Source organism: Pseudomonas sp. FW300-N1A1, from assembly GCF_058789115.1.
The window spans coordinates 1-26,061 of the sequence record NZ_JBYTBK010000003.1; the positions used below are offsets into that span (position 1 = coordinate 1).

The 26,061-nt window shown below is 61.3% G+C and carries 26 protein-coding genes and 1 pseudogene; 12 read left to right on the top strand and 15 right to left on the bottom strand.

All coding sequences use genetic code 11. The annotated features are described in order from the left end of the window. Positions 1–139: 139 nt before the first annotated feature. Together AC3WQN_RS03580 and rep are read right to left on the bottom strand one after the other, a co-directional pair. Entirely contained in the window at positions 140–712 is a 573-nt protein-coding gene (locus tag AC3WQN_RS03580) for a xanthine phosphoribosyltransferase (protein WP_095081958.1), read from the bottom strand. 71 nt (positions 713–783) lie between these two features. Then, positions 784–2,793 carry a DNA helicase Rep gene (rep, locus tag AC3WQN_RS03585; protein ID WP_103398698.1) on the bottom strand — a complete coding sequence of 670 codons (2,010 nt, stop codon included), beginning with the start codon at positions 2,791–2,793 and terminating at the stop codon, positions 784–786. Positions 2,794–3,058: 265 nt separating this feature from the next. On the opposite strand from rep, the gene AC3WQN_RS03590 reads away from it, so the two are divergent. After that, positions 3,059–4,732 (top strand): putative bifunctional diguanylate cyclase/phosphodiesterase, encoded by a 1,674-nt coding sequence (locus AC3WQN_RS03590; RefSeq protein WP_103398699.1) that lies wholly within the window; start codon positions 3,059–3,061, stop codon positions 4,730–4,732. 60 nt (positions 4,733–4,792) lie between these two features. Here the strand turns inward: AC3WQN_RS03590 and AC3WQN_RS03595 are convergent, their stop codons facing one another. Further along, positions 4,793–6,190 (bottom strand): NorM family multidrug efflux MATE transporter, encoded by a 1,398-nt coding sequence (locus AC3WQN_RS03595; RefSeq protein WP_103398855.1) that lies wholly within the window; start codon positions 6,188–6,190, stop codon positions 4,793–4,795. 158 nt (positions 6,191–6,348) lie between these two features. Between AC3WQN_RS03595 and AC3WQN_RS03600 the strand changes: the two genes are divergently transcribed. Then, complete coding sequence (locus AC3WQN_RS03600; RefSeq protein ID WP_103398700.1) at positions 6,349–7,269, top strand: LysR substrate-binding domain-containing protein; 921 nt, start codon at positions 6,349–6,351, stop codon at positions 7,267–7,269. Between the two features lie 13 nt (positions 7,270–7,282). On the opposite strand, the gene AC3WQN_RS03605 is transcribed toward AC3WQN_RS03600, so the two are convergent. After that, positions 7,283–8,776: a YifB family Mg chelatase-like AAA ATPase gene (locus tag AC3WQN_RS03605; protein WP_103398701.1), complete on the bottom strand. Its 1,494-nt coding sequence runs from the start codon at positions 8,774–8,776 to the stop codon at positions 7,283–7,285. 244 nt (positions 8,777–9,020) lie between these two features. After that, positions 9,021–9,281: an accessory factor UbiK family protein gene (locus tag AC3WQN_RS03610; RefSeq protein ID WP_095081948.1), complete on the bottom strand. Its 261-nt coding sequence runs from the start codon at positions 9,279–9,281 to the stop codon at positions 9,021–9,023. 415 nt (positions 9,282–9,696) lie between these two features. Here AC3WQN_RS03610 and glnK point away from each other — a divergent pair, with 415 nt between their 5' ends. The 4 genes from glnK to sutA all read left to right on the top strand — a co-directional run bounded on the left by glnK (position 9,697) and on the right by sutA (position 12,474). Continuing rightward, the gene (gene glnK / locus AC3WQN_RS03615) at positions 9,697–10,035 is read left to right on the top strand and encodes a P-II family nitrogen regulator (RefSeq protein WP_002555808.1); all 339 of its coding nucleotides are present in this window, start codon (positions 9,697–9,699) and stop codon (positions 10,033–10,035) included. A 34-nt stretch (positions 10,036–10,069) separates the two neighbouring features. Beyond that, positions 10,070–11,407: an ammonium transporter gene (locus tag AC3WQN_RS03620; RefSeq protein WP_103398702.1), complete on the top strand. Its 1,338-nt coding sequence runs from the start codon at positions 10,070–10,072 to the stop codon at positions 11,405–11,407. Between the two features lie 212 nt (positions 11,408–11,619). Then, positions 11,620–12,045, top strand: coding sequence for a secondary thiamine-phosphate synthase enzyme YjbQ (locus AC3WQN_RS03625; protein ID WP_095145812.1), 426 nt, complete (start codon positions 11,620–11,622; stop codon positions 12,043–12,045). 102 nt (positions 12,046–12,147) lie between these two features. Then, complete coding sequence (gene sutA / locus AC3WQN_RS03630) at positions 12,148–12,474, top strand: dormancy-specific transcriptional regulator SutA (protein ID WP_095145814.1); 327 nt, start codon at positions 12,148–12,150, stop codon at positions 12,472–12,474. Positions 12,475–12,710: 236 nt separating this feature from the next. On the opposite strand, the gene AC3WQN_RS03635 is transcribed toward sutA, so the two are convergent. The 6 genes from AC3WQN_RS03635 to lptM are packed head-to-tail and all read right to left on the bottom strand — an operon-like array spanning position 12,711 to position 17,342. After that, positions 12,711–13,415, bottom strand: coding sequence for an HAD family hydrolase (locus AC3WQN_RS03635; RefSeq protein ID WP_103398703.1), 705 nt, complete (start codon positions 13,413–13,415; stop codon positions 12,711–12,713). Beyond that, positions 13,412–14,311 carry a tyrosine recombinase XerC gene (gene xerC, locus AC3WQN_RS03640; RefSeq protein ID WP_103398704.1) on the bottom strand — a complete coding sequence of 300 codons (900 nt, stop codon included), beginning with the start codon at positions 14,309–14,311 and terminating at the stop codon, positions 13,412–13,414. The genes AC3WQN_RS03635 and xerC overlap by 4 nt, the downstream gene beginning before the upstream one ends. Before the next feature lie 2 nt (positions 14,312–14,313). Further along, positions 14,314–15,033 carry a DUF484 family protein gene (locus tag AC3WQN_RS03645; RefSeq protein ID WP_103398705.1) on the bottom strand — a complete coding sequence of 240 codons (720 nt, stop codon included), beginning with the start codon at positions 15,031–15,033 and terminating at the stop codon, positions 14,314–14,316. Positions 15,034–15,046: 13 nt separating this feature from the next. Beyond that, complete coding sequence (gene dapF / locus AC3WQN_RS03650) at positions 15,047–15,877, bottom strand: diaminopimelate epimerase (RefSeq protein ID WP_095081934.1); 831 nt, start codon at positions 15,875–15,877, stop codon at positions 15,047–15,049. Between the two features lie 4 nt (positions 15,878–15,881). Beyond that, positions 15,882–17,129, bottom strand: a complete 1,248-nt coding sequence (lysA, locus tag AC3WQN_RS03655; protein WP_103398706.1) for a diaminopimelate decarboxylase — start codon at positions 17,127–17,129, stop codon at positions 15,882–15,884. Between the two features lie 12 nt (positions 17,130–17,141). Continuing rightward, positions 17,142–17,342: an LPS translocon maturation chaperone LptM gene (gene lptM, locus AC3WQN_RS03660; protein ID WP_103398707.1), complete on the bottom strand. Its 201-nt coding sequence runs from the start codon at positions 17,340–17,342 to the stop codon at positions 17,142–17,144. A gap of 239 nt (positions 17,343–17,581) precedes the next feature. On the opposite strand from lptM, the gene cyaY reads away from it, so the two are divergent. The 3 genes from cyaY to rnk all read left to right on the top strand — a co-directional run bounded on the left by cyaY (position 17,582) and on the right by rnk (position 18,700). Next, a complete protein-coding gene (gene cyaY / locus AC3WQN_RS03665; RefSeq protein WP_095081928.1) occupies positions 17,582–17,914 on the top strand; it encodes an iron donor protein CyaY in 333 nt (110 codons plus the stop codon). A 4-nt stretch (positions 17,915–17,918) separates the two neighbouring features. Continuing rightward, the gene (locus tag AC3WQN_RS03670; RefSeq protein ID WP_095081927.1) at positions 17,919–18,137 is read left to right on the top strand and encodes a DUF1289 domain-containing protein; all 219 of its coding nucleotides are present in this window, start codon (positions 17,919–17,921) and stop codon (positions 18,135–18,137) included. A 152-nt stretch (positions 18,138–18,289) separates the two neighbouring features. Then, on the top strand, positions 18,290–18,700 hold the full coding sequence (gene rnk / locus AC3WQN_RS03675) for a nucleoside diphosphate kinase regulator (RefSeq protein ID WP_095081924.1): 411 nt from the start codon (positions 18,290–18,292) through the stop codon (positions 18,698–18,700). A 7-nt stretch (positions 18,701–18,707) separates the two neighbouring features. Here rnk and AC3WQN_RS03680 read toward each other — a convergent pair whose 3' ends face one another. From AC3WQN_RS03680 to AC3WQN_RS03690, 3 genes are all read right to left on the bottom strand, one after another. After that, complete coding sequence (locus AC3WQN_RS03680) at positions 18,708–21,557, bottom strand: class I adenylate cyclase (protein ID WP_103398708.1); 2,850 nt, start codon at positions 21,555–21,557, stop codon at positions 18,708–18,710. Positions 21,558–21,740: 183 nt separating this feature from the next. Beyond that, positions 21,741–21,986: a TIGR02647 family protein gene (locus AC3WQN_RS03685; RefSeq protein WP_103398709.1), complete on the bottom strand. Its 246-nt coding sequence runs from the start codon at positions 21,984–21,986 to the stop codon at positions 21,741–21,743. A 178-nt stretch (positions 21,987–22,164) separates the two neighbouring features. Further along, positions 22,165–22,464: a hypothetical protein gene (locus AC3WQN_RS03690; RefSeq protein WP_095081917.1), complete on the bottom strand. Its 300-nt coding sequence runs from the start codon at positions 22,462–22,464 to the stop codon at positions 22,165–22,167. A gap of 126 nt (positions 22,465–22,590) precedes the next feature. Between AC3WQN_RS03690 and AC3WQN_RS03695 the strand changes: the two genes are divergently transcribed. Further along, complete coding sequence (locus AC3WQN_RS03695) at positions 22,591–23,250, top strand: glutathione S-transferase family protein (RefSeq protein WP_103398710.1); 660 nt, start codon at positions 22,591–22,593, stop codon at positions 23,248–23,250. A 66-nt stretch (positions 23,251–23,316) separates the two neighbouring features. Here the strand turns inward: AC3WQN_RS03695 and argH are convergent, their stop codons facing one another. Continuing rightward, positions 23,317–24,711 carry an argininosuccinate lyase gene (gene argH, locus AC3WQN_RS03700; protein ID WP_103398711.1) on the bottom strand — a complete coding sequence of 465 codons (1,395 nt, stop codon included), beginning with the start codon at positions 24,709–24,711 and terminating at the stop codon, positions 23,317–23,319. Between the two features lie 349 nt (positions 24,712–25,060). Here argH and AC3WQN_RS03705 point away from each other — a divergent pair. Continuing rightward, a pseudogene (locus tag AC3WQN_RS03705) lies at positions 25,061–25,192 on the top strand (sensor histidine kinase); the annotation flags it as partial. Further along, complete coding sequence (locus AC3WQN_RS03710; protein WP_103398712.1) at positions 25,189–25,935, top strand: LytR/AlgR family response regulator transcription factor; 747 nt, start codon at positions 25,189–25,191, stop codon at positions 25,933–25,935. The pseudogene AC3WQN_RS03705 and the gene AC3WQN_RS03710, both read left to right, overlap by 4 nt. Positions 25,936–26,061: the final 126 nt, after the last annotated feature.

The following is a 26,061-nucleotide window of genomic DNA, read 5'->3' on the forward strand; positions in this document are numbered from 1 at the left end:
CCTGATGAAAAACCAGAGCGAATACCACCCAAACTCAGTTATTGGAGCTTCCCCTCAAACATAGAATCTCCCACAGGCTTGCGCAAAACCTGATGTGGGAGCGGGCTTGCAGCTTAAGGCTTGAAGCTTACAGCTGCCCTTATTCGATAAAAGTCACGACGCCGCCCGCCAGGGATTTGACCCGGGCCAGGGATTCGACGCGGTAGCCTTGCGAGTCCAGTTCGGCGCGGCCGCCCTGGAACGACTTCTCGATCACGATCCCCAGGCCTGCCACGGTGGCGCCGGCCTGCTTGATGATCGAGATCAGCGCTTGCGAGGCCTTACCGTTGGCCAGGAAGTCGTCGATGATCAGCACGCGGTCGCTGCTGGTCAGGTGGCGTGGGGAGATTGCCACGGTGCTTTCGGTCTGCTTGGTGAACGAGTACACGGTCGCCGACAGCAGGTTTTCAGTCAGGGTCAGGGACTGGTGCTTGCGGGCGAAGATCACCGGAACGCCCAGGTTCAGGCCGGTCATGATCGCCGGTGCAATGCCCGAGGCTTCGATAGTGACGATCTTGGTGATGCCCGAGTCCTTGAACAGCGCGGCGAATTCGTCGCCGATCAGCTTCATCAGGGCCGGGTCGATCTGGTGGTTCAGAAAGGCGTCGACTTTCAGGACCTGGTCGGAAAGCACGATGCCTTCTTCGCGAATTTTCTTGTGCAGTGCTTCCATGAAGCTTCCTCTGATGGCGCTACATGCGCCTAAGCTCAATTAAAAAGTGGTCGGTTAAAAAGTAGTCAATTCTAGCGCTTTAACATCGCGCGTATATCCGCCAATGCGCTATTGCCACGCACGGCTTTCACTTCGGTCGGGGTATCGTCGTTGCCTTCCCAGGCCAGGTCGTCCGGCGGCAGCTCATCGAGAAAACGGCTCGGGGAGCAGTCGATGATCTCGCCGTACTGTTTGCGCTTGGCGGCAAAGGTAAAGGCCAGGGTCTGGCGCGCGCGGGTGATCCCGACATAGGCCAGGCGGCGTTCTTCCTCGATGGTGTCGGCTTCGATGCTGGAGCGGTGGGGAAGGATTTCCTCTTCCATGCCCATGATGAACACGTAGGGGAACTCCAGGCCCTTGGAGGCATGCAGGGTCATCATCTGCACGCCCTCGGCGCCGTCTTCCTCTTCCTGCTGGCGCTCGAGCATGTCGCGCAGCACCAGTTTGCCGATCGCGTCTTCGACGGTCATTTCACCGTCTTCGTCTTTCTCCAGGGTGTTTTTCAACGCCTCGATCAGGAACCAGACGTTACCCATGCGGTAGTCGGCGGCCTTGTCGCTGGAGCTATTGGTGCGCAGCCAGTTTTCATAGTCGATGTCCATGACCATGCTGCGCAGGGCCGAGATCGGGTCTTCGCCGGCGCACTGCTCGCGCACCTTGTCCATGAAGCGCTTGAAGCGCGCCAGGCGGTCGGTGAAGCGGCTGTCCAGGTGTTCGCCCAGGCCGATTTCGTCGGTGGCGGCGTACATCGAGACCTTGCGTTCGGTGGCGTAGTTGCCGAGCTTTTCCAGGGTGGTCGAACCGATTTCCCGGCGCGGGACGTTGATCACCCGCAGGAAGGCGTTGTCGTCATCCGGGTTCACGATCAGCCGGAAGTAGGCCATCAGGTCTTTGACTTCCTGGCGCCCGAAGAAGCTGTTGCCACCCGACAGGCGATAGGGCACCTGGTGGTGTTGCAGCTTCAGCTCGATCAGCTTGGCCTGGTAGTTGCCGCGGTAGAGGATCGCGAAATCGCTGTACGGGCGGTCGGTGCGCAGGTGCAGGCTGAGGATTTCCACGGCCACGCGCTCGGCTTCGGCGTCTTCGTTGCGGCAGCGGATGACGCGGATTTCGTCACCATGGCCCATCTCGCTCCACAGTTGTTTTTCAAACTCGTGGGGGTTGTTAGAGATCAGCACGTTGGCGCAACGGAGGATACGGCTGGTGGAGCGGTAGTTTTGCTCCAGCATCACCACCTTCAAGGACGGGTAGTCGTCCTTGAGCAGCATCAGGTTTTCCGGGCGGGCGCCACGCCAGGCGTAGATCGACTGGTCGTCGTCACCGACCACGGTGAATTGGTTGCGTATGCCGATCAGCAGTTTCACCAGCAAATACTGGCTGGCGTTGGTGTCCTGGTATTCGTCCACCAGCAGGTAGCGGACCTTGTTCTGCCACTTTTCGAGGATGTCGGCGTGTTCCTGGAACAGCTTCACTGGCAGCAGGATCAGGTCGTCGAAGTCCACCGCGTTGAACGCCTTGAGCGTGCGCTGGTAGTGGGTGTAGACGATGGCGGCGGTTTGCTCCTTGGGATTGCGGGCGTTTTCCAGCGCCTCGGGCGGCAGGATCAGGTCGTTCTTCCAGGCGCCGATCATGTTCTTGATCTCGTCGACGCCGTCGTCGCCCGAGTATTCCTTCTGCATGATGTCGGTCATCAGGGCTTTGACGTCGGTCTCGTCGAAAATCGAGAAACCGGGCTTGTAGCCCAGGCGCACATGCTCCTTGCGGATGATGTTCAGTCCCAGGTTGTGGAAGGTGCAGACCGTCAGGCCGCGCCCTTCGCCACCCTTGAGCAACGTGCCGACCCGCTCCTTCATCTCGCGCGCGGCCTTGTTGGTAAAGGTCATGGCGACGATGTACTGGGCACGAATGCCGCAGCTCTGGATCAGGTGGGCAATTTTGCGGGTGATCACGCTGGTCTTGCCGGAGCCTGCACCGGCGAGCACCAAAAGAGGGCCGCCGACGTAGCTCACGGCTTCTTGCTGCCGGGGATTGAGTCGGGACATGACGGAAAAATGGGTCGATTACGAAAAGGGCGGGCATTTTAACAGGATGCACGGATTCTGCCGCCTCTCTCCGACTTGTGACGTACCACGCGATCTAAATTTGCCGGTTTTGTTACTTTCGCGCAGGATGCGTGCTGAATTTGCGTCTAATGTTCGATTTAGAGCGGTACAACACAGTGTTTGATAATCAATACCATTTGCTCCTGATTATCTGCGCGTCATAATGCCCGCCGCCAACATCTTTTGCAGAGTCTAGGGAGCTAGCTTGTCTACGCCTGTCGAACCCTTGCGTTTGCTGCTACTGGCACCAGAGCCAGCGTGGGCAGCGTTGTTGCGCGAGTGTCTGGTTCCCATGGGGAGCTCGGCTGTGCTGATCAGTGCACCGACCTGGGAGTCGGTGAGCAGCCTATTCACCGAAGGCCACAGTGCGGTGCTGCTGACGGTTCCACCCCTGCAACCGGAGCCGGGCCGGTGCAGCCTGCCGACGGTATTGTTGCTTGAACATGAACCGTCCCCGCCACCGGTTGGTGTCAGTGACTGGCTGGTGCGCGATGTCCTGGATGCCGATACCTTGCGTCGCTGCTTGCGCCACGTGCGAGAGCGCGGGGTGCTGGAAAGCACCCTGCAGCGTCTGGCCGAGCAGGACCCGCTGACCGGTATCGCCAACCGCCAGGGGTTTCAGACCCTGCTGGCGGCACGCCTGGCGGAAAACGAAGGCCGTGGCCTGGCGTTGGGGCACCTGGACCTCGACAACTTTCGTCATGCCAACGACGCCCTTGGCCATCAGGCCGGTGACCGGTTGATCCTGCAGGTGGTCTCGCGGCTCAAGAGCCAGCTTGAGGCCGGCGATCAACTGGCACGCCTGGGCAGCGATGAATTTGCCTTGCTCATCGACACCCGTCGCGCGCCGCAACGCGCCGAATGGATGGCCGAGCGCATCACCGAAGCCTTGTCCGAGCCCTACTGGGTGGACGGTGAAAGCCTGTTGATCGGCTCCAGCCTGGGGATTGCCCATGCCCGGGCCCAGGCCGGTGCCGACCCACTGATGTGGCACGCACACATTGCGATGCAGCAGGCCAAGAGTACCCAGGGCTGTACCTTTCATATCTTCAACGAACGTATCAACCGCAACGCCCGCAGCATGGCTGACCTGGAAAGCGAACTGCGCCGCGCCTTGCGTCGCGATGAACTGGAGCTGCACTACCAGCCGCGATTGAACCTGGATGACGGGCAGATTGTCGGCCTCGAAGCCCTGGTGCGCTGGCGGCATGCCGAGCGCGGCTTGTTGCCGCCGAGCGAGTTCGTGCCGCTGGCCGAGCAGAGTGGCTTGATCGTGCCATTGGGGTACTGGGTCATTTCCCGGGCCCTGCGTGACATGCAGGCGCTGCGTGAGCGCGGCTTGCCAGCGTTGCACATGGCGGTGAACCTGTCGTTTCGCCAGTTCCAGGACAGCCAGCTGCTGTCGACCTTGAGCCGGCTGATCGCCGAGCGCGGCGTCGAAGCGCAGTGGCTGGAGTTCGAACTGACCGAGACCGCGGTGATGCGCCGCAGTGACCTGGTCAAGCAGACCATGGACGCGCTGGGGCGGCTGGGTGTGCGCTTTTCCCTGGATGACTTCGGCACCGGGTTCTCATCGTTCGTGCACCTCAACAGCCTGCCGATTACCTTGCTGAAGATCGACAAGAGCTTTGTCGGCGGCATGGAACAGCGCGAAGAGAATCGCAAGCTGGTCCACGCCATGATCAACCTGGCGCACAACCTCCATCTGGAAGTGGTCGCCGAGGGTGTTGAAACCCCGGAGCAGTTGGAATTGTTGCAGGGGTTTGGTTGCGACCAGGTGCAGGGTTACCTGATCAGCAAGCCGCTGCCGTTGGCGGAGCTGGTGGAGTACCTGACCTTCGGCTGCAGCCAGCAGGCGATCATGGACGTGGTGGGCTGAACACGAGCCAATGTGGGAGAGAGCCGGGCGGCGTTCCGACTGCTCGCTCCCACTGAGATCTCAGTCTGCCTGGGCGTTCCGGAAATTCTGCTCTGGCGTTGGCTCCAGGCGAATCATCCGCTTCATTTTCCACTCAAACGCCAGCGTCAGGCTCACCGCCGCACAGGCCAGCCCCGAGGCAAGCCCCCACCAGACGCCCGTCGGCCCCCAGTCGAGGTGGAAGGCCATCCACCAGGCCGCGGGTGCACCGATCAGCCAATAGCAACCCAGGCCCACCAGGAAGGTGGTCTTGGCGTCTTTCAGGCCGCGTATGCAACCCATGGCGATGGTCTGTACACCATCGAACAGCTCGAACCAGGCCGCGACGGCCAACAGGCTCACCGCGAGGGCGATCACCTCGGCGAACGCCGGGTCGTCATGGTCCAGGAACAGCCCGACCAACTGGTTGGGCAGCAGCCAGAACACCATGGCAAAGCCCAGCATCGCCAACGCACCAAATCCGATCCCGACCCGCCCAGCCAGGCGCGCATCGAGCAATTGCCCGGCACCGTAGTGTTGGCCGATGCGCATCGTGATCGCATAAGACAGCCCGGCCGGCACCATGAACGCCACCGAGACGATTTGCAGGGCGATCTGATGCGCGCCCAGTTGCGTGCTGCCCATGGTGCCCATGCACAGCGCGGCGAACGCAAACAACCCGACTTCTACCGCATAGGTGCCGCCGATAGGCAGGCCCAGCCGCCATAGCTCTCGCAGGTACTGGCGATTGGGGCGTGACAGGCCCTTGCGCAACGGGTATGCGTCATATGCCGGGTGCCGACGGATATGCCAGGCCAGGCCCAGCGCCATGCAGTTGGCAACGATGGCCGTGACCAGGCCGATGCCCATCAGGCCCATTTTCGGTAGGCCGAACATGCCGGTGATCAGCGCGTAGTTGAGCAGGAAGTTGGCCACGGTGCCGACCACGCTGATGACCATCACTGGCGTGGCCCGGCCGATCGCGCTGGTGAACCCGCGCAGTGCCATGAAACTCAGGTAGCCGGGCAGGGCGAACGGCAGGAGCAGCAGGAACTGCCCGGCCATGTGTACGTTGGTTTCGGTCTGCCCGAATAGCAGCAATACCGGCTTGAGGTTCCACAGCAGCACGCCTGCCACCAGCGCCATCAACCACGCGAGCCAGAGTCCGGCCTGGGTCAGCCGTGCAGCACCCTCGATGTCGCCGGCGCCCTGACGGATCGCCACCAGGGTACCGACCGCGGCGATCACACCGATGCAGAAAATCGACACGAACGAATAGGTCGCCGCGCCCAGGCCGCCACCGGCCAACGCCTCCGGGCTGAGCCTGGCCATCATCAGGGTGTCGGTGAGGATCATCAGCATGTGTGCCAACTGCGAGGCGATCAACGGCCCCGCCAGCCGTAGGATAGCCCAGAGTTCGGTCCTTGCTGGATGCTGCATGATCATCACGCTCGTTTCGTCAGAAGATGTGGGAACGGTTGATTCTCGGCGCTCCGAGGTGTTTGCACAAAGGGATAAAAACGATCGCTGGCATGATTAAAACTCATGCTGGCGGGATTCTGCTAGGGTTGGTCCATTGCGCTACAGGAGCTTTATCGATGTCTCGTCGTCTTCCACCGCTGTATGCCCTTCGCGCATTCGAAGCCGCCGCGCGACACAGTTCGTTTACCCGCGCCGCCGAAGAATTGTCGATCACCCAAAGTGCCGTCAGCCGACATATACGCACGCTGGAGGATCACTTTGCCTGCCGGTTGTTTCAACGCAGCGGGCGCCACCTGCAATTGACCGAGGCCGCACGCTTGCTGTTGCCGGGGGTACGCGAAGGTTTTGGTGCATTGGAGCGGGCCTGCAATACCTTGCGCGCCGAAGATGACATCTTGCGCATGAAAGCCCCCTCGACCCTGACCATGCGCTGGCTGCTGGCGCGCCTGAGTCGCTTCCGGCATCTGCAGCCGGGTAATGAGGTGCAGTTGACCAGCGCCTGGATGGATATCGACTCGGTGGACTTCAATCACGAGCCTTTCGACTGTGCCGTATTGCTGAGCAATGGGCATTTTCCACCAGACTGGGAAGCCAGTTATCTGTTTCCAGAGTTGTTGATCCCGGTGGGCGCGCCGAATCTGTTGAACGATCAGCCCTGGGACGTCGAGCGCCTGGCCAGTACCGAATTGCTCCACCCGACCCCGGATCGCCGCGACTGGCGCAGTTGGCTGGAGCGCATGGGCCTGTCCGAGCAGGTGTCGCTCAAGGGCGGGCAGGTGTTCGACACCCTGGAGCTGGGGATGATTGCCGCCGCCCGTGGGTATGGCGTGTCGATGGGTGACTTGCTGATGGTGGCCGAGGACGTGGCTCAAGGACGCTTGAGTCTGCCGTGGCCGACCGCCGTTGCCAGCGGCCTGAATTACTATCTGGTCTGGCCGAAAACCCGTCCGGGAGGCGAGCGTTTGCGTCGTCTGGGTGACTTCCTGCAGGGAGAAGTACAGGCCATGGAGCTGCCGGACGTCCCGCGCCTGGACTGAGCCGGTGCGTCATTCACTGGCTCGAAGGTCGATAGTGCAGCGCCTCGGCCAGGTGGTCGCGCTGGATGTGTTCCACCTGTTCAAGGTCCGCCAGGGTGCGCGAGACCTTGAGCAAGCGATGGGCCGCCCTGAGGGACAGGGTCAGCCGTTCGCAGGCGCTCTCCAGCCAGTGTTCATCAGCCTTGGATAGTCTGCAGTGCTGACGCAGGCCGGGCAGATCGAGAAAGGCGTTCGCGCAACCCTGGCGCTTGTGCTGGCGCTCACGGGCGTGGGCAACGCGCTCGGCGGCGCTGGCGGTGTTGTCGCCGGGTTGGACAGCGGGATTGAGCGCGGTGGCCTCGCGGGCAACGGTCAGGTGCAGGTCGATACGGTCAAGCAGGGGGCCGGAGAGTTTGTTGCGGTAGCGCTGGACCATGTCCGGCGTGCAGGAGCAGCGGCCACTGGGGTCGCCCAGGTAGCCACAGGGGCAGGGGTTCATGGCCGCCACCAACTGGAAGCGGGCCGGGAAACGCACGCGATCCCGGGCCCGCGAGATCACAATCTGGCCGGACTCCAGTGGCTCGCGCAGCACCTCCAATACCTTGCGGTCGAACTCCGGAAGCTCATCGAGGAACAGTACGCCGTGATGGGCCAGGGTGATTTCGCCAGGCTGTGGTTTCGAACCGCCGCCGACCAGCGCCGGGCCTGAAGCAGAGTGATGGGGTTGCCTGAAGGGCCGTTGCGGCCAATGACTCAAGGGCACGCAACTGGCGACCGATTGAATCGCCGCCACTTCCAGTGCTTCGCTCTCTGTCAGGGGTGGCAACAGCCCTGGCAAACGACTCGCCAACAAGGTTTTTCCCGTGCCCGGTGGCCCGCTGAACAACAGGTTATGCGCCCCCGCGGCAGCAATCAGCAGCGCCCGCTTGGCTGCAATCTGGCCCTGCACTTCATTCAGGTCGGGATAGGGCTTGCTGGCATGGAGCAAGCCATCGGAGGTGTAGGGTTCGAGGGGCGTGTGACCGTTGAAATGGGCGACCGCTTCCAGTAGGTGGTTCACCGCGATCACCTTCAATCCGGAGGCCAGGCAAGCCTCCTCGGCATTCGCCCACGGCACCACCAATGCACGTCCGGCCTGGCGCGCCGCGAGGGCCGCCGGCAATACCCCGCGAACCGCCCGCACCTCACCGGAAAGTGCCAGCTCTCCCAGGCACTCCACATCATCGAGGGTCAACGTCGGCACTTGCACGCTGGCCGACAGGATTCCCAGGGCTATCGCCAGGTCGAACCGCCCGCCATCCTTCGGCAAATCAGCAGGGGCGAGGTTCAGCGTGATGCGTCGCGCCGGAAACTGCAGCCCTGAATTGATGATCGCACTGCGCACCCGGTCCTTGCTTTCCTTCACCGCCGCTTCGGGCAAGCCGACCATCGTCAGCGACGGCAAGCCGTTGGCCAGGTGGACTTCGACGGTAACGGCAGGCGCCTCGACGCCCACCTGGGCGCGACTGTGGACGATGGACAGAGACATGGTCATTCCTTGAGCGAAAGAAGGCCGCTTCCTGCGGTTGTTCAAGGGTAGTTGCGCGGGGGTGTTTTAGCGCCGCGCGAGGGCGGGCAAACGTTCGCAGAATGTTGCGGACGGGGGGCATTTGTAGGCGCGAGCGCGCTCGCGATGAACGCAAGAGCGTCGCGTCTATTCAGACAGCACGCTTAATCGTTGACGCCCAGCGCGAGCGCTCGAGCATCGAGCGGCTGCTCCTACTGTAAGGGGGTCACTCGGCGGGCGGGTTGAGCTTCGCTTCCAGTTCCGCCACTTTTGCCTCAAGGCTCTCCAGCCGTGCCCGGGTGCGTGCCAGGACGACCATCTGGCTGTCGAATTCTTCCCGGCTCACCAGGTCCAGTTTGCTGAAGCCGCTTTGCAGCAGGGCTTTGAACTGACTTTCGATTTCGCTTTTCGGCAGCGGGGTTTCGCCGCTGAACAGGCGGGAGGCGTGGCCGCTCAGGGCGTCGAGGAGGTCTTTGGGCGCGAGCATGGTAAGGGTCCTTAAAACTGATGGCTGGCAGTGTATCACGCAGCGTCTATGGTCATTTGTGTGCACCGGGTCGCACGGTTTTCGCGCACATGGCCGCCCGTCGGCGCACTGTTTTCGTGCGTATCGATGAGGGCAAATCAGGGTAAGCGCTCGCGGTCGCGGGCAAGGGATTGAAATCAGTGACTTTTCAGGAGATGGCAAGCTTTCTGCTAAGACTTGAGTAACCCATGCACTGATGCAGTCGCTGTGACGAATGCAGTGCGGCAGGCGGAGCGGGGAGTTTCGTCAGGAGCGGTTAACTGGCGTCAGTCGGGCAGGTAAGGCCGACGATGCGTTACAAAGCCAGGCACTGCGCTTAGACTTGAGACGGGTTTGTTTTCCTGGGGCAAGTCCACCAATTCGGGAGAGAGTTTTCATGAAGCTAGTCACTGCCATCATCAAGCCGTTCAAACTGGATGACGTACGCGAGTCGTTGTCCGAGATCGGCGTGCAGGGCATTACCGTTACTGAGGTCAAAGGCTTCGGTCGGCAGAAGGGTCACACCGAGCTGTATCGCGGCGCGGAGTACGTGGTCGATTTCCTGCCCAAGGTGAAGATCGATGTCGCCATCGACGACAAGGATCTTGACCGGGTTATCGAGGCGATAACCAAGGCGGCCAACACCGGCAAGATTGGTGACGGCAAGATCTTCGTGGTCAATCTGGAACAGGCTATTCGCATCCGTACCGGCGAAACCGATACCGACGCAATCTAAGCCGCCAAACCCCAACGCCCCAGGAGAAAACAATATGACTCTGCGTAAATTCGCAGGGCTAGGAGCCCTGTTGTCCTTCGTAATGCCCAGCCTGGCCATGGCGGCAGACGAAGTGGCGGCTCCGGTCCTCAACGCCGGTGACACCGCCTGGATGTTGACTGCTACTGCCCTTGTGCTTTTCATGACTATTCCAGGCCTCGCGTTGTTCTACGGCGGCATGGTGCGCTCCAAAAACATTCTTTCCGTGATGATGCAGTGCTTCGCCATTACCGGTCTGATCAGCATCCTGTGGGTCATTTATGGCTACAGCATTGCGTTCGACACCACCGGCATGGAGCAGGGCGTCGTCAATCTCAACTCGTTCGTCGGCGGCATGGGCAAGGCGTTCCTCGCCGGTGTCACGCCAGCGAGCGTGACTGGACCTGCTGCACTGTTCCCTGAGGCGGTGTTCATCACCTTCCAGATGACGTTCGCCATCATCACCCCTGCGCTGATCGTCGGCGCCTTTGCCGAGCGGATGAAGTTCTCCGCCATGCTGATCTTCATGGGCGTGTGGTTCACCCTGGTCTATGCACCGATTGCCCACATGGTCTGGTCCGGCAACGGCGGCCTGATGTGGGACTGGGGCGTGCTGGACTTCGCGGGCGGCACCGTGGTGCACATCAACGCCGGTATTGCCGGCCTGGTGGCGTGCCTGGTACTGGGCAAGCGCAAAGGTTTCCCGACCACCCCCATGGCTCCGCACAACCTGGGCTACACCCTGATGGGCGCTGCGATGCTGTGGGTGGGCTGGTTCGGCTTCAATGCCGGCTCCGCCCTGGCGGCCAACGGCACCGCCGGCATGGCGATGCTGGTCACTCAGATCGCGACTGCCGCTGCAGCCCTGGGCTGGATGCTGGCTGAATGGCTGACCCACGGCAAACCCAGCGCCCTGGGTATCGCCTCGGGTGTCGTCGCCGGTCTGGTGGCCATTACACCCGCTGCTGGCACCGTGGGCCCGATGGGTGCCCTGGTGATCGGTCTGGCAGCCGGCGTGGTGTGCTTCTTCTGCGCCACGACCCTGAAACGCAAAATGGGTTATGACGACTCCCTCGACGCCTTTGGCGTGCACGGTATCGGCGGTATCCTCGGCGCCATCCTTACCGGCGTATTCGCAGCCCCTTCGCTGGGTGGCTTCGGCACCGTGACCGACATCGCCGCACAAGTCTGGATTCAGTGCAAAGGCGTGGGTTTCACGGTGATCTACACCGCCATCGCGACGTTCATCATTCTCAAGGTGCTGGATGCGGTCATGGGGCTGCGGATTACCGAAGAGGAAGAAGCGGTTGGCCTCGATCTGGCACAACACAACGAGCGTGGCTACAACTTGTAAGCCAGCGCAAAGAAATCGCCCGGCTTGCCGGGCTTTTTTTTGTCTGGCGTTTGACCGTAAGGAGTGGGCTGAAAGGTTTTTTCTGATGTGTTTTGTAGCCTTTGCGCCGAACGATTTTGTAGGGGCGATGGCTTACAGCATTGCGGGAATATTAGGGTCTTTGTTTTTTCCCAGAGCGCGCTAGAATGCGCCCCGAACGTGCGGAGAACTGTATGTGGCAACAGACTCTGATTACCCTGCGGGCAAGGCCTCGGGGCTTTCATCTGGTAACGGACGAGTTGCTCGCCGGCCTGCCTGAACTCAGGGCATGTCGGGTGGGTCTGTTGCATTTGTGGCTGCAGCATACCTCGGCGTCGTTGACCATCAACGAGAACGCCGATCCGGCGGTACGTCGAGACTTCGAACGGTTTTTCAACCGGCTGATCCCACAAGGCGCAGCCGGCTATGAGCATAACGACGAAGGCCTGGACGACCTCCCGGCGCACTTCAAGGCCAGTTTGCTAGGCTGTCAGTTGAGTTTGCCGATCACGGCAGGCCGATTGGCGTTAGGTAGTTGGCAAGGTGTTTATCTGGGCGAGCACCGTGATCAAGGCGGTGCTCGCAAAGTCCTCGCCACCGTGCACGGTGAAGGGGCATAAACCGCTGGTTACCAGCGGATGTTGAATTTTTTCTGGCAGTCGTCGACAGACGACGAAGCTGGGCTATAACTAATCTGCTTTTCGCAAGTCATGAGGTAGAACATGAGCGACGATGATCTGGAAAACGACGACCTCGAAGTAGGCGACGAAGACGAGACCGAAGAAGGCCTTGAAGCAGCAGCCGAAGACGTTGCTGACGACGATGGCGGTGACGATACTCCGGTCCCGGCAGCCAAAGGTAAGGCCAAGGCTGCTGTGTCGGTAGACGAACTGCCGAGCGTTGAAGCCAAGAACAAAGAGCGTGATGCCCTGGCGCGCGCGATGGAAGAGTTCCTGGCCAAAGGCGGCAAGGTTCAGGAAGTAGAGGCCAACGTGGTGGCTGATCCACCAAAGAAGCCAGATAACAAGTACGGCAGCCGTCCTATCTAAGGACTTGCCCTGTGCTTGCTGAAAAAGCCCGCCGTCGCTGCGGGCTTTTTCATGGGGGTAAGGAAATAGGGAGTCGGACGCAAGACCAGTGGCGAGGGAGCTTGCTCCCGCTCGGCTGCGTAGCAGTCGCAATCCGGGTATCGCGGTCTGCCTGAAAAACGCGTGCGCTGGTTTTAGGACCGCTTCGCGGTCCAGCGGGAGCAAGCTCCCTCGCCACAAAAGCGGTTCTCAGGCAGTCAGGGTGCTGAACTCCAGCGTGCCAGCAACGCCGGCAATTCGCTCAGGCAACGAATCTCGGCATCCGGCGCCTGGCTGGCCTCCCAGGGCTTGCCTGCCGGGTTGAACCAGATCGCCCGCAACCCCGCCTGCTGCGCACCGGCAATGTCATCACCCGGGTGGTCGCCGATATGCACGGCGGTTGCAGCGGTTGCACCTCCCCGTTTCAGGGCTTCGTGGAACAGCCGTGCATCGGGCTTGGCGATGCCGATGTCTTCGGCGCACAAGGCAAACTTGAAATAGTCCGCCAGCCCCAGTCGGCGTACGTCGGCGTTGCCGTTGGTGACGACACCCAGGGCATAGTGGTTGGCCAGGATCTCCAGCGTTGGTTGCACCTCTGGAAAGATGTCCAGCTGATGCCGCGCCTGCAGGAACACCTCGAAGCCTTGATCAGCCATCTCCAGGGCTCGCTCGTGGGTGTAGCCGGCTTCTTCCAGGGCGTGGAACAGTACCCGTCGGCGCAGGGCGCTGATGCGATGCTTGAGTTGTGGTTCGCTGCTCAGCACGCGCTCGCGAATGGCCCACAAGTGGTCCACCGGCAAGGCACCCAGGCTGGGGGCGTGCTCGGCCAGCCACTGGCGCAGTATGGCTTCCGCGCTGACGATGACCGGGGCGGTGTCCCACAGGGTGTCGTCGAGGTCGAAGGTGATCAGTTGGAGGGTCATTGCTCATCGCCTTTGATGCGTTTGGCCCGTGGGTGGGCGCTGTCGTAGACCGAGGCCAGGTGCTGGAAGTCCAGGTGGGTGTAGATCTGCGTGGTCTTGATGTCCGAGTGACCGAGCAGCTCCTGCACGGCGCGCAGGTCCTGGGAAGATTCCAGCAAATGGCTGGCGAAGGAGTGTCGCAGCATATGCGGGTGCAGGTTTTGTCCCAGCTCGCGCTCGCCAGCGGCCTTGACCCGAGCCTGGACCGCCCGCGCGCCAATACGCCGGCCTTTCTGGCTGACGAACACCGCATCGTCTACCGGGTTGGCCAGTTCGCGCAGCGGCAGCCATAGCGCCAGGGCTTCACGGGCCTTCCTGCCGATGGGCAGTACCCGGGTCTTGCTGCCCTTGCCGAGCACTTGCACCAGGCCATCCGCCAGATCCAGCTGATCGAGATTGAGCCCGGTCAGCTCCGACAGGCGCAAGCCGGAGGAGTAGAGCAGCTCCAGGATGGCTTGATCGCGCCGGGCCATGAAGTCGTCCTCAACGGCGCCATCGAGCAGTTGCAGGGTGCGGTCGGTGTCGAGGGTCTTCGGCAGTCGCCGTTCACCCTTGGGGGGCGCCAGGCCGTTGGCCGGGTCGTGATCGCACAGGCCTTCGCGGATCAGGTACTGGTAGAGGCCGCGTACCGCCGAGAGCAGGCGGGCCAGGCTGCGTGATGACTGGCCTTGCGAGTGCAGGCGCGCGATCAGGTGCCGCAGGCGCTGGATGTCCAGGCTGGCCCAATTGCCGATGCCTTGTTTGTTGCAGTGCGCCAGGACCTTGTTCAGGTCGCGGCGATAGGCTTCAAGGGTATGGGGCGACACCTGGCGCTCGCTGCGCAGATGCTCGCAGTAGGCGTCCAGTTGTCGTTCCATGATCAGCGTACCGAGCGCAGGGTGGTGTTGACCCGTGGCAGCACGCGACCCATGACTTCAGCGATGTAGCCGAGGAACAGCGTACCCACCGAGCTCTTGTAGTGCTGCGGATCACGGCTGGCGATGGCCAGCACGCCCTGCAGGCCGCTGAGGGTAACCACGGCGGTAGAGCCGATTTGCTTGCGTTGCTCTTCGCCAAACAGGAAGTCCAGCTCGTGTTCACGCAGGCTGCCACTGACGCTTTTTTCTTCCGAGAGCAGGCCGCCGATGGCTTTCTGGGCCTCGACCGTGGTCACCCAGCGGCCAACCGGCAACGGCTCTTCGCTGAACAGGATCAGGCTGACAAAGGGTACCTGGAAATCCTGGCGCAGACTGTCTTCGACGCTGATGACCACGTCATCCAGGCTGCTGGCGTCCATCAGGGCAAGGATCAGGCGGCGGGTCTTGTCGAACAGTCGATCGTTGTCGCGGGCGACATCCATCAATTGCGAGAGGCGGTGGCGCATCTCGATGTTGCGTTCGCGCAGGATCTTCAGCTGCCGCTCGACCAGCGAGACGGTATCGCCGCGCTGGTGCGGAATGCGCAAGACCGAAAGCAGGTCATCGTGTTCGACGAAGAAATCCGGATGAGCCTCCAGGTACGCGGCAATCGCCGCCGCCTCCAGGCTTTCGGAAGGGGATTCGTCGGGCTGTGGGGCTGGAACCTGAGGCTGATCAGTCATGGATTTGGCTCACTCAAAGACGCACTTGTCCTTCATATACGCGTACTGCCGGACCGGTCATCATCACCGGTTGGCCCGGGCCTGCCCACTCAATGGACAAGCGCCCGCCGGGCAGGTCGATCAATAGCGGCGAATCCATCCACCCCTGGCTGATCGCGGCCACTGCTGCCGCACAGGCACCGGTACCGCAGGCCTGGGTTTCCCCGGCACCGCGTTCCCAGACGCGCAACTGCGCCCGGTTGCGGTCGATGACCTGGAGAAAACCGACGTTGACCCGGGCCGGGAAGCGCGGGTGATGTTCGATTTTCGGTCCCAGTTCATGTACCGGCGCGTTGTTGATGTCGTTCACACGCAATACGGCATGGGGGTTGCCCATGGAAACGGCGGCCAGTTCGACGGTCTGGCCGTCGACCTCGACCTTGTAGCTTGTCGCTTGCGCGTCGGCCTGGAACGGGATCTCGGCCGGCACCAGGCGCGGGGCGCCCATGTTGACGCTGATCTGACCATCGTTGCGGACATCGAGTTCGATGATGCCGCTCTTGGTCTCGACACGAATCTGCCGTTTGGCTGTCAGGCGCTTGTCCAGCACAAAGCGTGCGAAGCAGCGCGCACCGTTGCCGCATTGCTCGACTTCCGAGCCATCGGAATTGAAGATCCGGTAACGGAAGTCCACGTCCGGGTTGCTCGGCGCCTCGACGATCAGCAACTGGTCGAAACCGACACCGGTGTGCCGGTCACCCCATTGCTTGGCGTGCTTGGGCAGAATGTGCGCGTGCTGGCTGACCAGGTCGAGGACCATGAAGTCATTGCCCAGGCCGTGCATCTTGGTAAAACGCAGCAGCATGGGATTACTCCGGCAGCAGGCTTTCGCCAGCAAACAACTCGGCTACCGTCTCGCGGCGACGCACTTCAACTGCCTGGTCGCCATCTACCAGCACTTCGGCGCAACGGCCGCGCGTGTTGTAGTTGGAGCTCATGACAAACCCGTAGGCACCGGCCGAATGCACGGCCAGCAGGTCGCCTTCTTCAAGCGCCAACTGACGGTCCTTGGCCAGGAAATCGCCGGTTTCGCAGATCGGGCCGACGATGTCGTAGGCACGGGTCGCGGTCTCGCGAGGGCGCACGGCGGTGACGTCCATCCAGGCCTGGTACAGGGCCGGGCGGATCAGGTCGTTCATGGCCGCGTCGACAATGGCGAAATCTTTGTGTTCGGTGTGCTTGAGGTACTCGACCTGGGTCAGCAGTACGCCGGCGTTGGCGACAATGAAGCGGCCCGGCTCGAACACCAGCGCCAGGTCACGACCGTCGATACGCTCGCGTACGGCCTTGATGTAGTCGGCAGCCAATGGTGGCTCTTCGTCGCGATAACGCACGCCCAGGCCGCCACCGAGGTCGATGTGGCGCAGGTAGATGCCGCAGTCGCTCAGACGATCGATCAGCGCCAGCAGGCGGTCGAGGGCATCAATGAATGGCGGCAAGGTGGTCAGTTGCGAGCCGATGTGGCAATCGACGCCAATCACTTCCAGGTTCGGCAATTGCGCGGCGCGCACATAGACGTCTTCGGCATCAGCGATGGCGATGCCGAACTTGTTCTCTTTCAAGCCGGTGGAAATGTACGGGTGGGTGCCAGCGTCGACGTCCGGGTTCACGCGCAGCGAAACCGGTGCACGGACACCCAGCTCGGCGGCTACCACTTGCAGGCGCTCCAGCTCGTCGGTGGATTCGACGTTGAAGCAGTGCACGCCGACTTCCAGGGCGCGACGCATGTCGTCACGGGTCTTGCCGACGCCGGAGAACACAATCTTGTCCGCCGAACCGCCAGCGGCCAGCACGCGTTCCAGCTCGCCACGGGAGACGATGTCGAAACCGGCGCCCAAGCGCGCCAGGACATTCAGTACACCCAGGTTGGAGTTGGCCTTGACCGCGAAGCAGACCAGGTGCTGCGTGCCCGCCAGCGCATCGGCGTAGGCCAGGTACTGGGCTTCGATGTGCGCGCGGGAGTAAACGTAGGTAGGTGTGCCAAAGCGCTCGGCGATGGCGGACAAGGCAACACCTTCCGCGAACAGCTCCCCGTCACGGTAGTTAAAAGCGTCCATGATGTTCCCTTATTAGTAGGTGCTGGTGCTGGTGCTGGTGCTGTTCGTAGTGTCGTGCTGGTGTGCTTTGGACTGAGACGACTTCGCCTGCTCTTCAGGGGACTGGCTGTCATCGGGCAGATACAGCGGACCTTTTTGACCACAGGCCGATAATAAGCAGGTAAAAGCGACGAGCGAAGCGAGCGCAGCAAGGGAAGAGATCAGGCGCTTCATGGCGAAATCCTTGAAAATGCGTTAATTGCGCCGGAGTATACCGGCCACCCAGCAGCTTGCCTATGCGACGGTCCACCCGTCCGGCGGGGCTTTGCCAGAGGCGTCTAATCTATTGGCAGGTGGTGCTCAGGTTTTCCCTCATTGCGTCCGGCGCTTGGTCGGTATCCTTTGCAATCACCCGGGCGCGCCCGTATCTTGCGGCGCTTGAGCGTAAGTAGACACTTTTTGAGGTTGCCGCAATGAGTTTGACTGAAGCCCGTTTCCACGATCTGGTCGATGCTACCCAGCAGACGCTGGAGGATGTTTTCGACGAGAGTGGCCTGGATGTAGATCTGGAAAGCTCGGCCGGTGTACTCACCGTCAAGTTCGAAGGCGGCAGCCAGTTGATCTTCAGTCGTCAGGAACCCTTGCGTCAGCTGTGGCTGGCGGCAGTCTCCGGTGGCTTCCACTTCGACTACGACGAAGAAAGCGAGCGCTGGATGTGCGACAAGTCTGAAGAGCAGCTGGGTGAAATGCTTGAGCGCATCGTCTGGGAGCAGGCCGGCACCAAGCTCGATTTCGAAGGCCTGTGATTCCGTGACGCAGCCCGTCCCCGTTCGCCCACCCAAGCCGCTGTACAGCAATGTCAGCGGGGCGGTGCCGTCGCCGTGCTCCGGCGTTTGCCGGCTGGATGAGCACAAGGTTTGCCTGGGCTGTTTTCGTCATGTCGAAGACATTCGCGAGTGGCGTTCGGCCGACGACGAGCGCCGCCGGGTGATCTGTGACCAGGCGGCCGAGCGCAAGTCTTCAGTCTGACCAGGCACTGTGGCCTGGAGTCCATGGCTTGTATATTTTTTGAGCTGTGATAGTGTCCGGTTACGCCTCAACCCATCGAGGCGCGTGAAAACCCCGTCTATTTTTGGCGGGGTTTTGCTTTTTTGTGCAGAAGAAAGGAGTCTGCCTGAATCATGACCGCACCTTCCATCATCCTTACCCGCCTTGACGTGCAACGTCTGGAGCGGTTGATCGAGACCCTGGACGATTCGTTGCCGGGCGTTATCGCGCTGCAAACCGAACTGGATCGCGCCGACACCCTGGTCGGTCACGATGAAGTGCCTGCCGATGTCGTGACGATGAACTCGCGCGTTCATTGCCGTGAAGAAAGCAGTGGCAAGGACTATCACCTGACCCTGGTTTATCCCAAGGATGCCAATGCCGACGAAGGCCGGATTTCCATTCTTGCACCGGTCGGCAGCGCCCTGCTGGGTCTGCGGGTGGGGCAGCACATCGACTGGCCGGCACCGGGTGGCAAGACCCTGAAGTTGACCCTGCTGGAAGTCGAGTCGCAGCCTGCCAATGGCGGTGATTTCCCGGTCTGACGTTTCCTCAGGCCTGTCCGAGCGCCTTGTTCAAAGCGCGCTCCAGGTCTGCCTTGTAGCGCAGGTAAAGATTGCTTGAGCCCTGGCCATCGCCGAGTACACCCGACAGGTCCAGGTCGGTGATGTAGCAGCGATAGCGTTGGGTCTCTCGGCGTTGCCCAACAATCTCCTGCGCCACCACGGCATAGAGCTGGTCGCCGTGTTCCAGTTCGCTGAACTCCCGCTGATTGCAATACAGAGTGACCTGCACCTTCCCGGGAGCGGCTTTGCCGATGATCGCCTGGACGTCATAGAAGGGTTTGTCCACCAGTGTCCGGGGCGCTGGCCGTGGTTCGACCCGGCGTGCCCGTCCGCTGCCTGATGGCAGCAGTTGGCAGTACACCACCTCCAGCGGGGTCACCGGTTGCGCGGCGTCCATGGGCAGTAACGCCTCACGGCGATACAGGATCGACTGCAGGAAGCGTTGCAGCGGCACCAACAGGCTTTGCTCATCGTGATAGGGCTGACGCTGTTGCCACAGGGCGTTGAACTCATCCAGTACGTAGAGCTCGGCACTGGTGTCGAGGGCGCGGTAGAACACCTGAATGCAGCCGGGCTGGCCCATGGGCAGGATCAGCGCCAGGTCCTGGTCTTCCAGCGCCATCGGGTCAAGGTGCAACGGACTGTAGTCGGTCCGCTCCTTGCCCAGGTAATCCTGCAGCGCCGACAGGTTGTTCAGCGCCACGTAGCGGACCTGGCCGGGCACCAGTTCCAGCACGTGGTAATGCTGCTGGACCTGGATCAGGTAGCGATGATTGAGGTGGCTGAGTAACAGATTCTGCGCAGTATCGAGGATGTCCTCCACGCGCCGGGCGATGAACGGCGCGCGGTTGTGACAGAAGCAATGCACCCGCAGTTGTGGTTGCCGAGGACCGTTGGGCAGGGCGTTGAGGTAGTCGCGCAGGCAGTCGAGCAAGGCGTGAGCACCGTCGTAGCGGTTGACCAGCACTTCGTTCCAGCTGTTGAGCGTGACCTGGTCGAGGGTCAGCACCAGGTTTTCGCGCACGCCCGCATAGCTCAGCGAGTCGGTGCGTTCAGTGGTCATCAGAATGTTCAGGTCGCGGTGATGCTTGAGCGGATCGATGCCCACATTCACCAGGATCAGCACTTCACTCGGCACGCTGGCGCGCAGCAGTTGCTCCTCGCTGACGTCGGTCAACGGCAGGGCGATAGTCTGCTGCACGCTGCCCAGTAGATTGAATAGCTCGAATTCGCTCAGGTCGCTGCTGCCGGGGTGCAACGCCAGGCGGGTGCTGCTGTCGATCACGCCATTGCGGTGGCACCAGGTCAGCAATTCCAGCAGTTCGCGACAGCGTTTGATCGGCGCGAAATGCTCCCACTCCAGATTGCCCAGGTTGCCGTTGTACAGGCCCCAATGGGTCTGTCCGGGCTCTTTTTTGTTCGCCGACTGGACCAGCGTCAGGGTGTCTTCGGCCAAGTCAGGGGCGATGCCCGGGTTGATGAACTCGATCTTGTCGGCCTTGCGTTCGAAGGCGGCATACAGCCTGCGGCCCAGGACATTGAGGTCGCGTTTGTTGATCAGGCTGACACTCTGTTCGGTACGGGCGAACTGGGTCAGGAAGCGGTAGCTGTAGTTGAGTTCGTTCACCAGCGCGCGGCGCTCGGCGGCGACCTGGCGGACCTTCCATTGGCTGCGACTGTCGAGCATCGCCAGCTGTCGGCGGTCCCAGCCCCATTCGTGGGCCAGTTTCTCCAGCAACAGGCGCTGCCAGCTGCTGTTGCGTTGGCCATTGTTGCCGGTGAGCTTGCGGTTGACCTTGAGGTACAGGGCACGCCGGACCAGTTCAAGGCGCTCTGGCTCGCCGCGGGATGCGAGGTATTCCTCGATACGGCGATAGACCACGATGTACGGGTCCAGCTCATCCAGGTCCAGGCGATTGGCGAACACCGCCTGCTTGAAACGCAGGCTCAGGCATTCGACGTGTGGGTGTTCGCTGGCGTAGACCTCGGTCAGCAGCAGTTTGAGCACGGACTTGTAGGGCGACTCGATGCCTTTGAACAGCTGCCAGAGGCCGGCACCGATGAACTCGCCGGGTGGAATATGCGCCAGGTGGCCCAGGTCGAGAACTTCATCGGCGCGGATAAAACGCTTGGACAGCAGGGTGTGAGTGTACAGGTCGTAACCGGCTTCTTCGTACACCGGCACCAGCCACCAGATGGGCGTGCGCCCGGCCAGCCAGATCGCGGTGCGGTAGAACTCGTCCAGCAACAGATAGTGCTGGGTGGTGCCACAGTCTTCGGAGCTGAGTGGCTTGTCCCGTTCGCCGCGTACGAAGCGCTGTGGGTCGATCAGAAAGAAGTGTGCTTCGGCGCCTTGGCTGGCGGCCCAGGCTTCCAGTAATTGGCACTTTTTACCCAGCTCCGCGAGTTCGCTTTCGCTCAGGTCCGAGGCGTGGCAGACCCACAGGTCCATGTCGCTCTGATCTGCCTGGGCCAGTGTGCCGAGGCTGCCCATCAGGAACAGGCCGTGAATGGGCCGCGGCGGGTTGCCGTGACGGGCCTTGTAAGAGAAGGAGCGCGTCAGGCGTTGCGCTTCGGCGAGGGCTGGAGCGTCAGGCTCGTAATTCGACAAGCCCGCGGGCGTGCTGCCGGAAACGTAGCCGGGCAACAGGGGATGATTGACGTGGAAAAACAGCGGCAACAGCGTCAGCACTGTTTGCTGGCGCGGCGACAGTCCTTCCATGGCGCGGGCCAGGCGGCCGTCATTGAGTTTCAGAAAGCGCGCGCGTAATTGGCTGAGAACCTTGCGGTCGATTCCCTCGTCCAGATCGGGGCGAATTTCATGGGTGCGGGTCATGTCAGCTCAAACCGGCTCGCAGTCAACGAACGTGGGAAAGTCTCAGGTCGACGGCCAGTTTACAGCCTCGCGGCCATGACTTTTAAGCTGATTGTTGGTTTCTGGCGTCAAATTACTATCGACGGGCGACAGCTTGCCCGCGGAAATCCCGTAGAGGGGTTCCCGTGGGCGATACAGAGGGGGTTATGCGGTTTCTTCGACGGACAGGATGGTCAGCAGGCTTTGCACGTGCTGCGCGGCATCACGACCCAGGCTGGTCAGGTAACCGCCATCGGGTTGGTCGATCAGTTCTTTTTCGAACAGGCGTTGTGCCGCGGCAATGACTTTCGGGGCTGCGGTCTGATGAATTTTCAAACCTTCCTGGGAACTGTCCAGGTTGAAGAGTGCAAGGATTTCCAGTTCGGCAACCAACTCAGGGGTAAGCGACATAGGGACTCCAGACTTTCTAGGAATTGGGACGATAGCGTCCCTAAGGTGAACGCACTCGGCCGGCATGTCCAGTGCTCGCAGCAGGCTTTTTGGTCCCGGGCAGGGTTGGCGATGTAAAACCCTGTGGGGAGGGGAGAGAGCCCCCTTCCCGTTGCAACTCGCCCGTAAAAGGGCCTGCTTACTTCTTTTCCGGCGGCAACTCGGGCAGGGCGCGCAGTGCGGCTTCATACCATTGTGTGTCAAACGCGCGGTCTTCTTCGAGGATTGCGTCGATTTCAACGGCCAGTACGTGGGCCATCAGGTTGAGGATTTCTTCACGCTCGTAACCCACCAGGGTCAACTTGTTGAAGGTCGCCTTGGCCGCTGGCGGGTTGTCGCTCTCGATCTGGTTTTCGATCGCTTCGATCAGGGTAGTTTCGGCGAACGCCTCTTCGTCGTTGTCGTCGTTTTCGTGGGTGCCGGGTGTTGGCTCGCTCATGACAGGCTCCTGTAGGAAAGGTGGTCAGTTTACCTGCATTCAACGCCGTGATGCTGCTGGCGAGAGTGGCCCGGACGTTCTATAACAAACGCTCGCCAACCCCCTGAGCGGCCTGGAGGCTTCGTGATGCTCAAGCTTTATGGATTTGCAGTCAGCAACTACTACAACATGGTCAAACACGCACTGATGGAGAAGGGGGTGCCTTTCGAGGAGGTGCCGTTTTATGCCGGCCAAAGCCCCGAGGCACTGGCCATCAGCCCTCGCGGCAAGGTCCCGGTGCTGGGTGTCGAGCAAGGTTTTGTCAACGAAACCGGCGTGATCCTGCAATACATCGAAGACACCCAGGCAGGCGCGCCACTGCTGCCCAGGACGCCGTTCGAGCGTGCTCAGGTGCTGGCACTGGCCAAGGAAATCGAGCTGTATATCGAACTGCCGGCGCGGACCTGTTTTGCTGAAGCGTTTTTCGGCATGACGGTACCGGAGGCAATCAAGGAGAAAGCCAGGGCCGAGCTGTTGCTGGGGTTTGCGTCCCTGGGGCGTCACGGCAAGTTTGCACCGTACGTAGCGGGCGATAGTCTGAGCGTGGCGGACCTGTACTTCCTGTACAGCGTCAGCCTGGCGTGCGCGGTTGGCAAGAAGCTCTTCGATCTGGATCTGTTGGCGGAGCTGCCGGCGGCCAGGGCCTTGCTGGAACGGTTGGAGCAGACGCCCATTGCCAGGCGTATTGCGGCCGACAAGGATGAGGCAATGCCAGCGTTTCTGGCGATGATCGCGTCCAGGCAGTAGGTCTGTAGCGTTTCTCATCCCTGCATTCGCGGGCAACTGGCTGTTGCCCGCGATGCATTCAACGGTTTAGCGGGAGGCTAACAGCGCCTGGCCGCGAATCACCGCCGCCTTGACCTGGGCCGGTGCCGTGCCGCCGATGTGGTTGCGGGCATTGACCGAACCTTCCAGCGTCAGCACGGCAAACACGTCCTGCTCGATCTGGTCGCTGAACTGACGCAGCTCTTGCAGGCTCATCTCCGCCAGGTCCTTGCCGCTTTCCACGCCGTACTTCACCGCGTGGCCGACGATTTCGTGGCAGTCGCGGAACGGCAGGCCGCGGCGAACCAGGTAGTCCGCCAGGTCAGTGGCGGTGGAGAAGCCGCGCAGGGCCGCTTCACGCATGATGGCGTGCTTTGGCTTGATGGCCGGGATCATGTCGGCAAAGGCCCGCAGCGAGTCGCGCAAGGTGTCGGCGGCGTCGAACAGCGGTTCCTTGTCTTCCTGGTTGTCCTTGTTGTAGGCCAGCGGCTGGCCTTTCATCAGGGTCAGCAGGCCCATCAGCGCGCCGAAGACCCGGCCGCTTTTGCCGCGAACCAGTTCCGGAACGTCAGGGTTTTTCTTTTGCGGCATGATCGAGCTGCCGGTGCAGAAACGGTCAGGCAAATCGATGAACTGGAACTGCGCACTGGTCCACAGCACCAGTTCTTCGGAGAAGCGCGACAGGTGCATCATCGCGATGCTGGCGGCCGAGCAGAATTCAATGGCGAAATCGCGATCCGACACGTTGTCCAGCGAGTTGCCGCCCACGGCGTCGAAGCCCAGCAGTTGCGCGGTCAGCTCGCGATCGATCGGGTAGGTGGTGCCGGCCAGCGCGGCGCTGCCCAATGGCATGCGGTTGGTACGCTTGCGGCAGTCGACCAGGCGCTCGTAGTCGCGGCTGAGCATTTCGAACCAGGCCAGCATGTGATGCCCGAAGGTCACCGGCTGTGCGGTTTGCAGGTGGGTGAAGCCCGGCATGATGGTGTCGGATTCGCGCTCTGCCTGTTCCAGCAGGCCTTTTTGCAGGCGAGTGATTTCACCCAGGATCAGGTCGATCTCGTCGCGCAGCCACAGGCGGATATCGGTGGCCACCTGGTCGTTACGGCTACGACCGGTGTGCAGCTTCTTGCCGGTAACGCCGATGCGGTCGGTCAGGCGCGCTTCGATGTTCATGTGCACGTCTTCAAGGTCGATGCGCCAGTCGAAGGTGCCGGCCTCGATCTCGCCCTGAATGATGGTCAGGCCATCGATGATGCTGTCGCGCTCGGCATCGGTCAGCACGCCGACCTTGGCCAGCATGGTGGCGTGGGCGACAGAGCCCATGATGTCGTGGCGATACAGGCGCTGGTCGAAAGTGACGGAGGCGGTGAAGCGGGCGACGAAGGCGTCGACGGGTTCACTGAAGCGGCCGCCCCAGGACTGATTGGTCTTGTCAGTGCTCATGAATTCGCTCGTGATCGGCTGAAGGAAGATGGCGTAAAAACCTGCCGTGGATAATAACAGGGTTGCCAATCGAGTCGGTGTCGCTGGGCGATACGTTTTTGCTGTTTACAAGGCCATACTCCAAGGCTGTCCCTGCGTTTACGCAACGATATTTGTCAAATGAGCACTTTTGGCGCAGCGAGCGTCTACAGTTGGACGTTAGGGGCTGCGCAATTGTCGAATCAAGGCGCAATGCGGTCAGTCTCGACGCCGACTACAAAAGAGCGGAGTGTTCATGTTGGATATCAGCTTTGCTTACGGTGACGCCTCGCCAGGCCAGTCTTCGCACGCAGCGGTGCCGGTACCGATAAATATTGCAGTCCGACGTGCGGCACTTTTTCGCCCTCGCGCTAGTCTTAGCGTGGATCGCGGTGACGGACGTCACTACACCTGTCTACGCTATCCTTGTGCGAGACTCACGCAGGAAGCCAGTGCAATATGAATGTCCTGATCGTTGATGACGAACCCCTAGCCCGCGAGCGCCTGAGCCGTATGGTCGGCGAACTCGAGGGGTACAATGTCCTGGAGCCCAGCGCCACCAATGGCGATGAGGCGTTGACCCTGATCGACAGCCTGAAACCCGATATCGTGCTGATCGATATCCGCATGCCCGGCCTGGATGGTTTACAGGTCGCCGCCCGGTTGTGTGAGCGTGAAACCCCGCCAGCCGTGGTGTTTTGTGCGGCCCAGGATGAATTTGCCATAGAGGCCTTGCAGGCCAGTTCCGTGGGCTATCTGGTCAAGCCGGTACGCGCCGAACTGCTGCACGAGGCCTTGAAAAAGGCCGAACGCCCCAATCGTGTACAGCTCGCCGCCCTGACCCGGCCGGCGGCCGAAAGCGGCAGCGGTCCACGCAGCCATATCAGTGCCCGCACCCGCAAAGGCATTGAACTCATTCCATTGGCCCAGGTGGTCTACTTCATTGCCGACCACAAGTACGTGACCTTGCGCCACGAAGGTGGCGAAGTCCTGCTGGATGAGCCGTTGAAAGCTCTCGAGGACGAATTCGGCGACCGATTTGTGCGGATCCATCGCAATGCACTGGTGGCTCGCGAGCGCATCGAGCGCCTGCAGCGCACACCGCTTGGGCACTTCCAGCTGTTTCTCAAAGGTCTGAACGGAGATGCACTGATTGTCAGCAGACGCCACGTCGCTGGTGTGCGCAAGATGATGCAACAGCTCTAGGGTGGCGTTCTCAATTAGTTTCCCCGCCCCTTTGCCGGGCAGGTGAGGCCAGGGAGGCCATGCTGTTTCTGATACAAGTCAAAGCGGATTTGGCTGAGCTGTTATTATCCGTCATATCTATTCAGT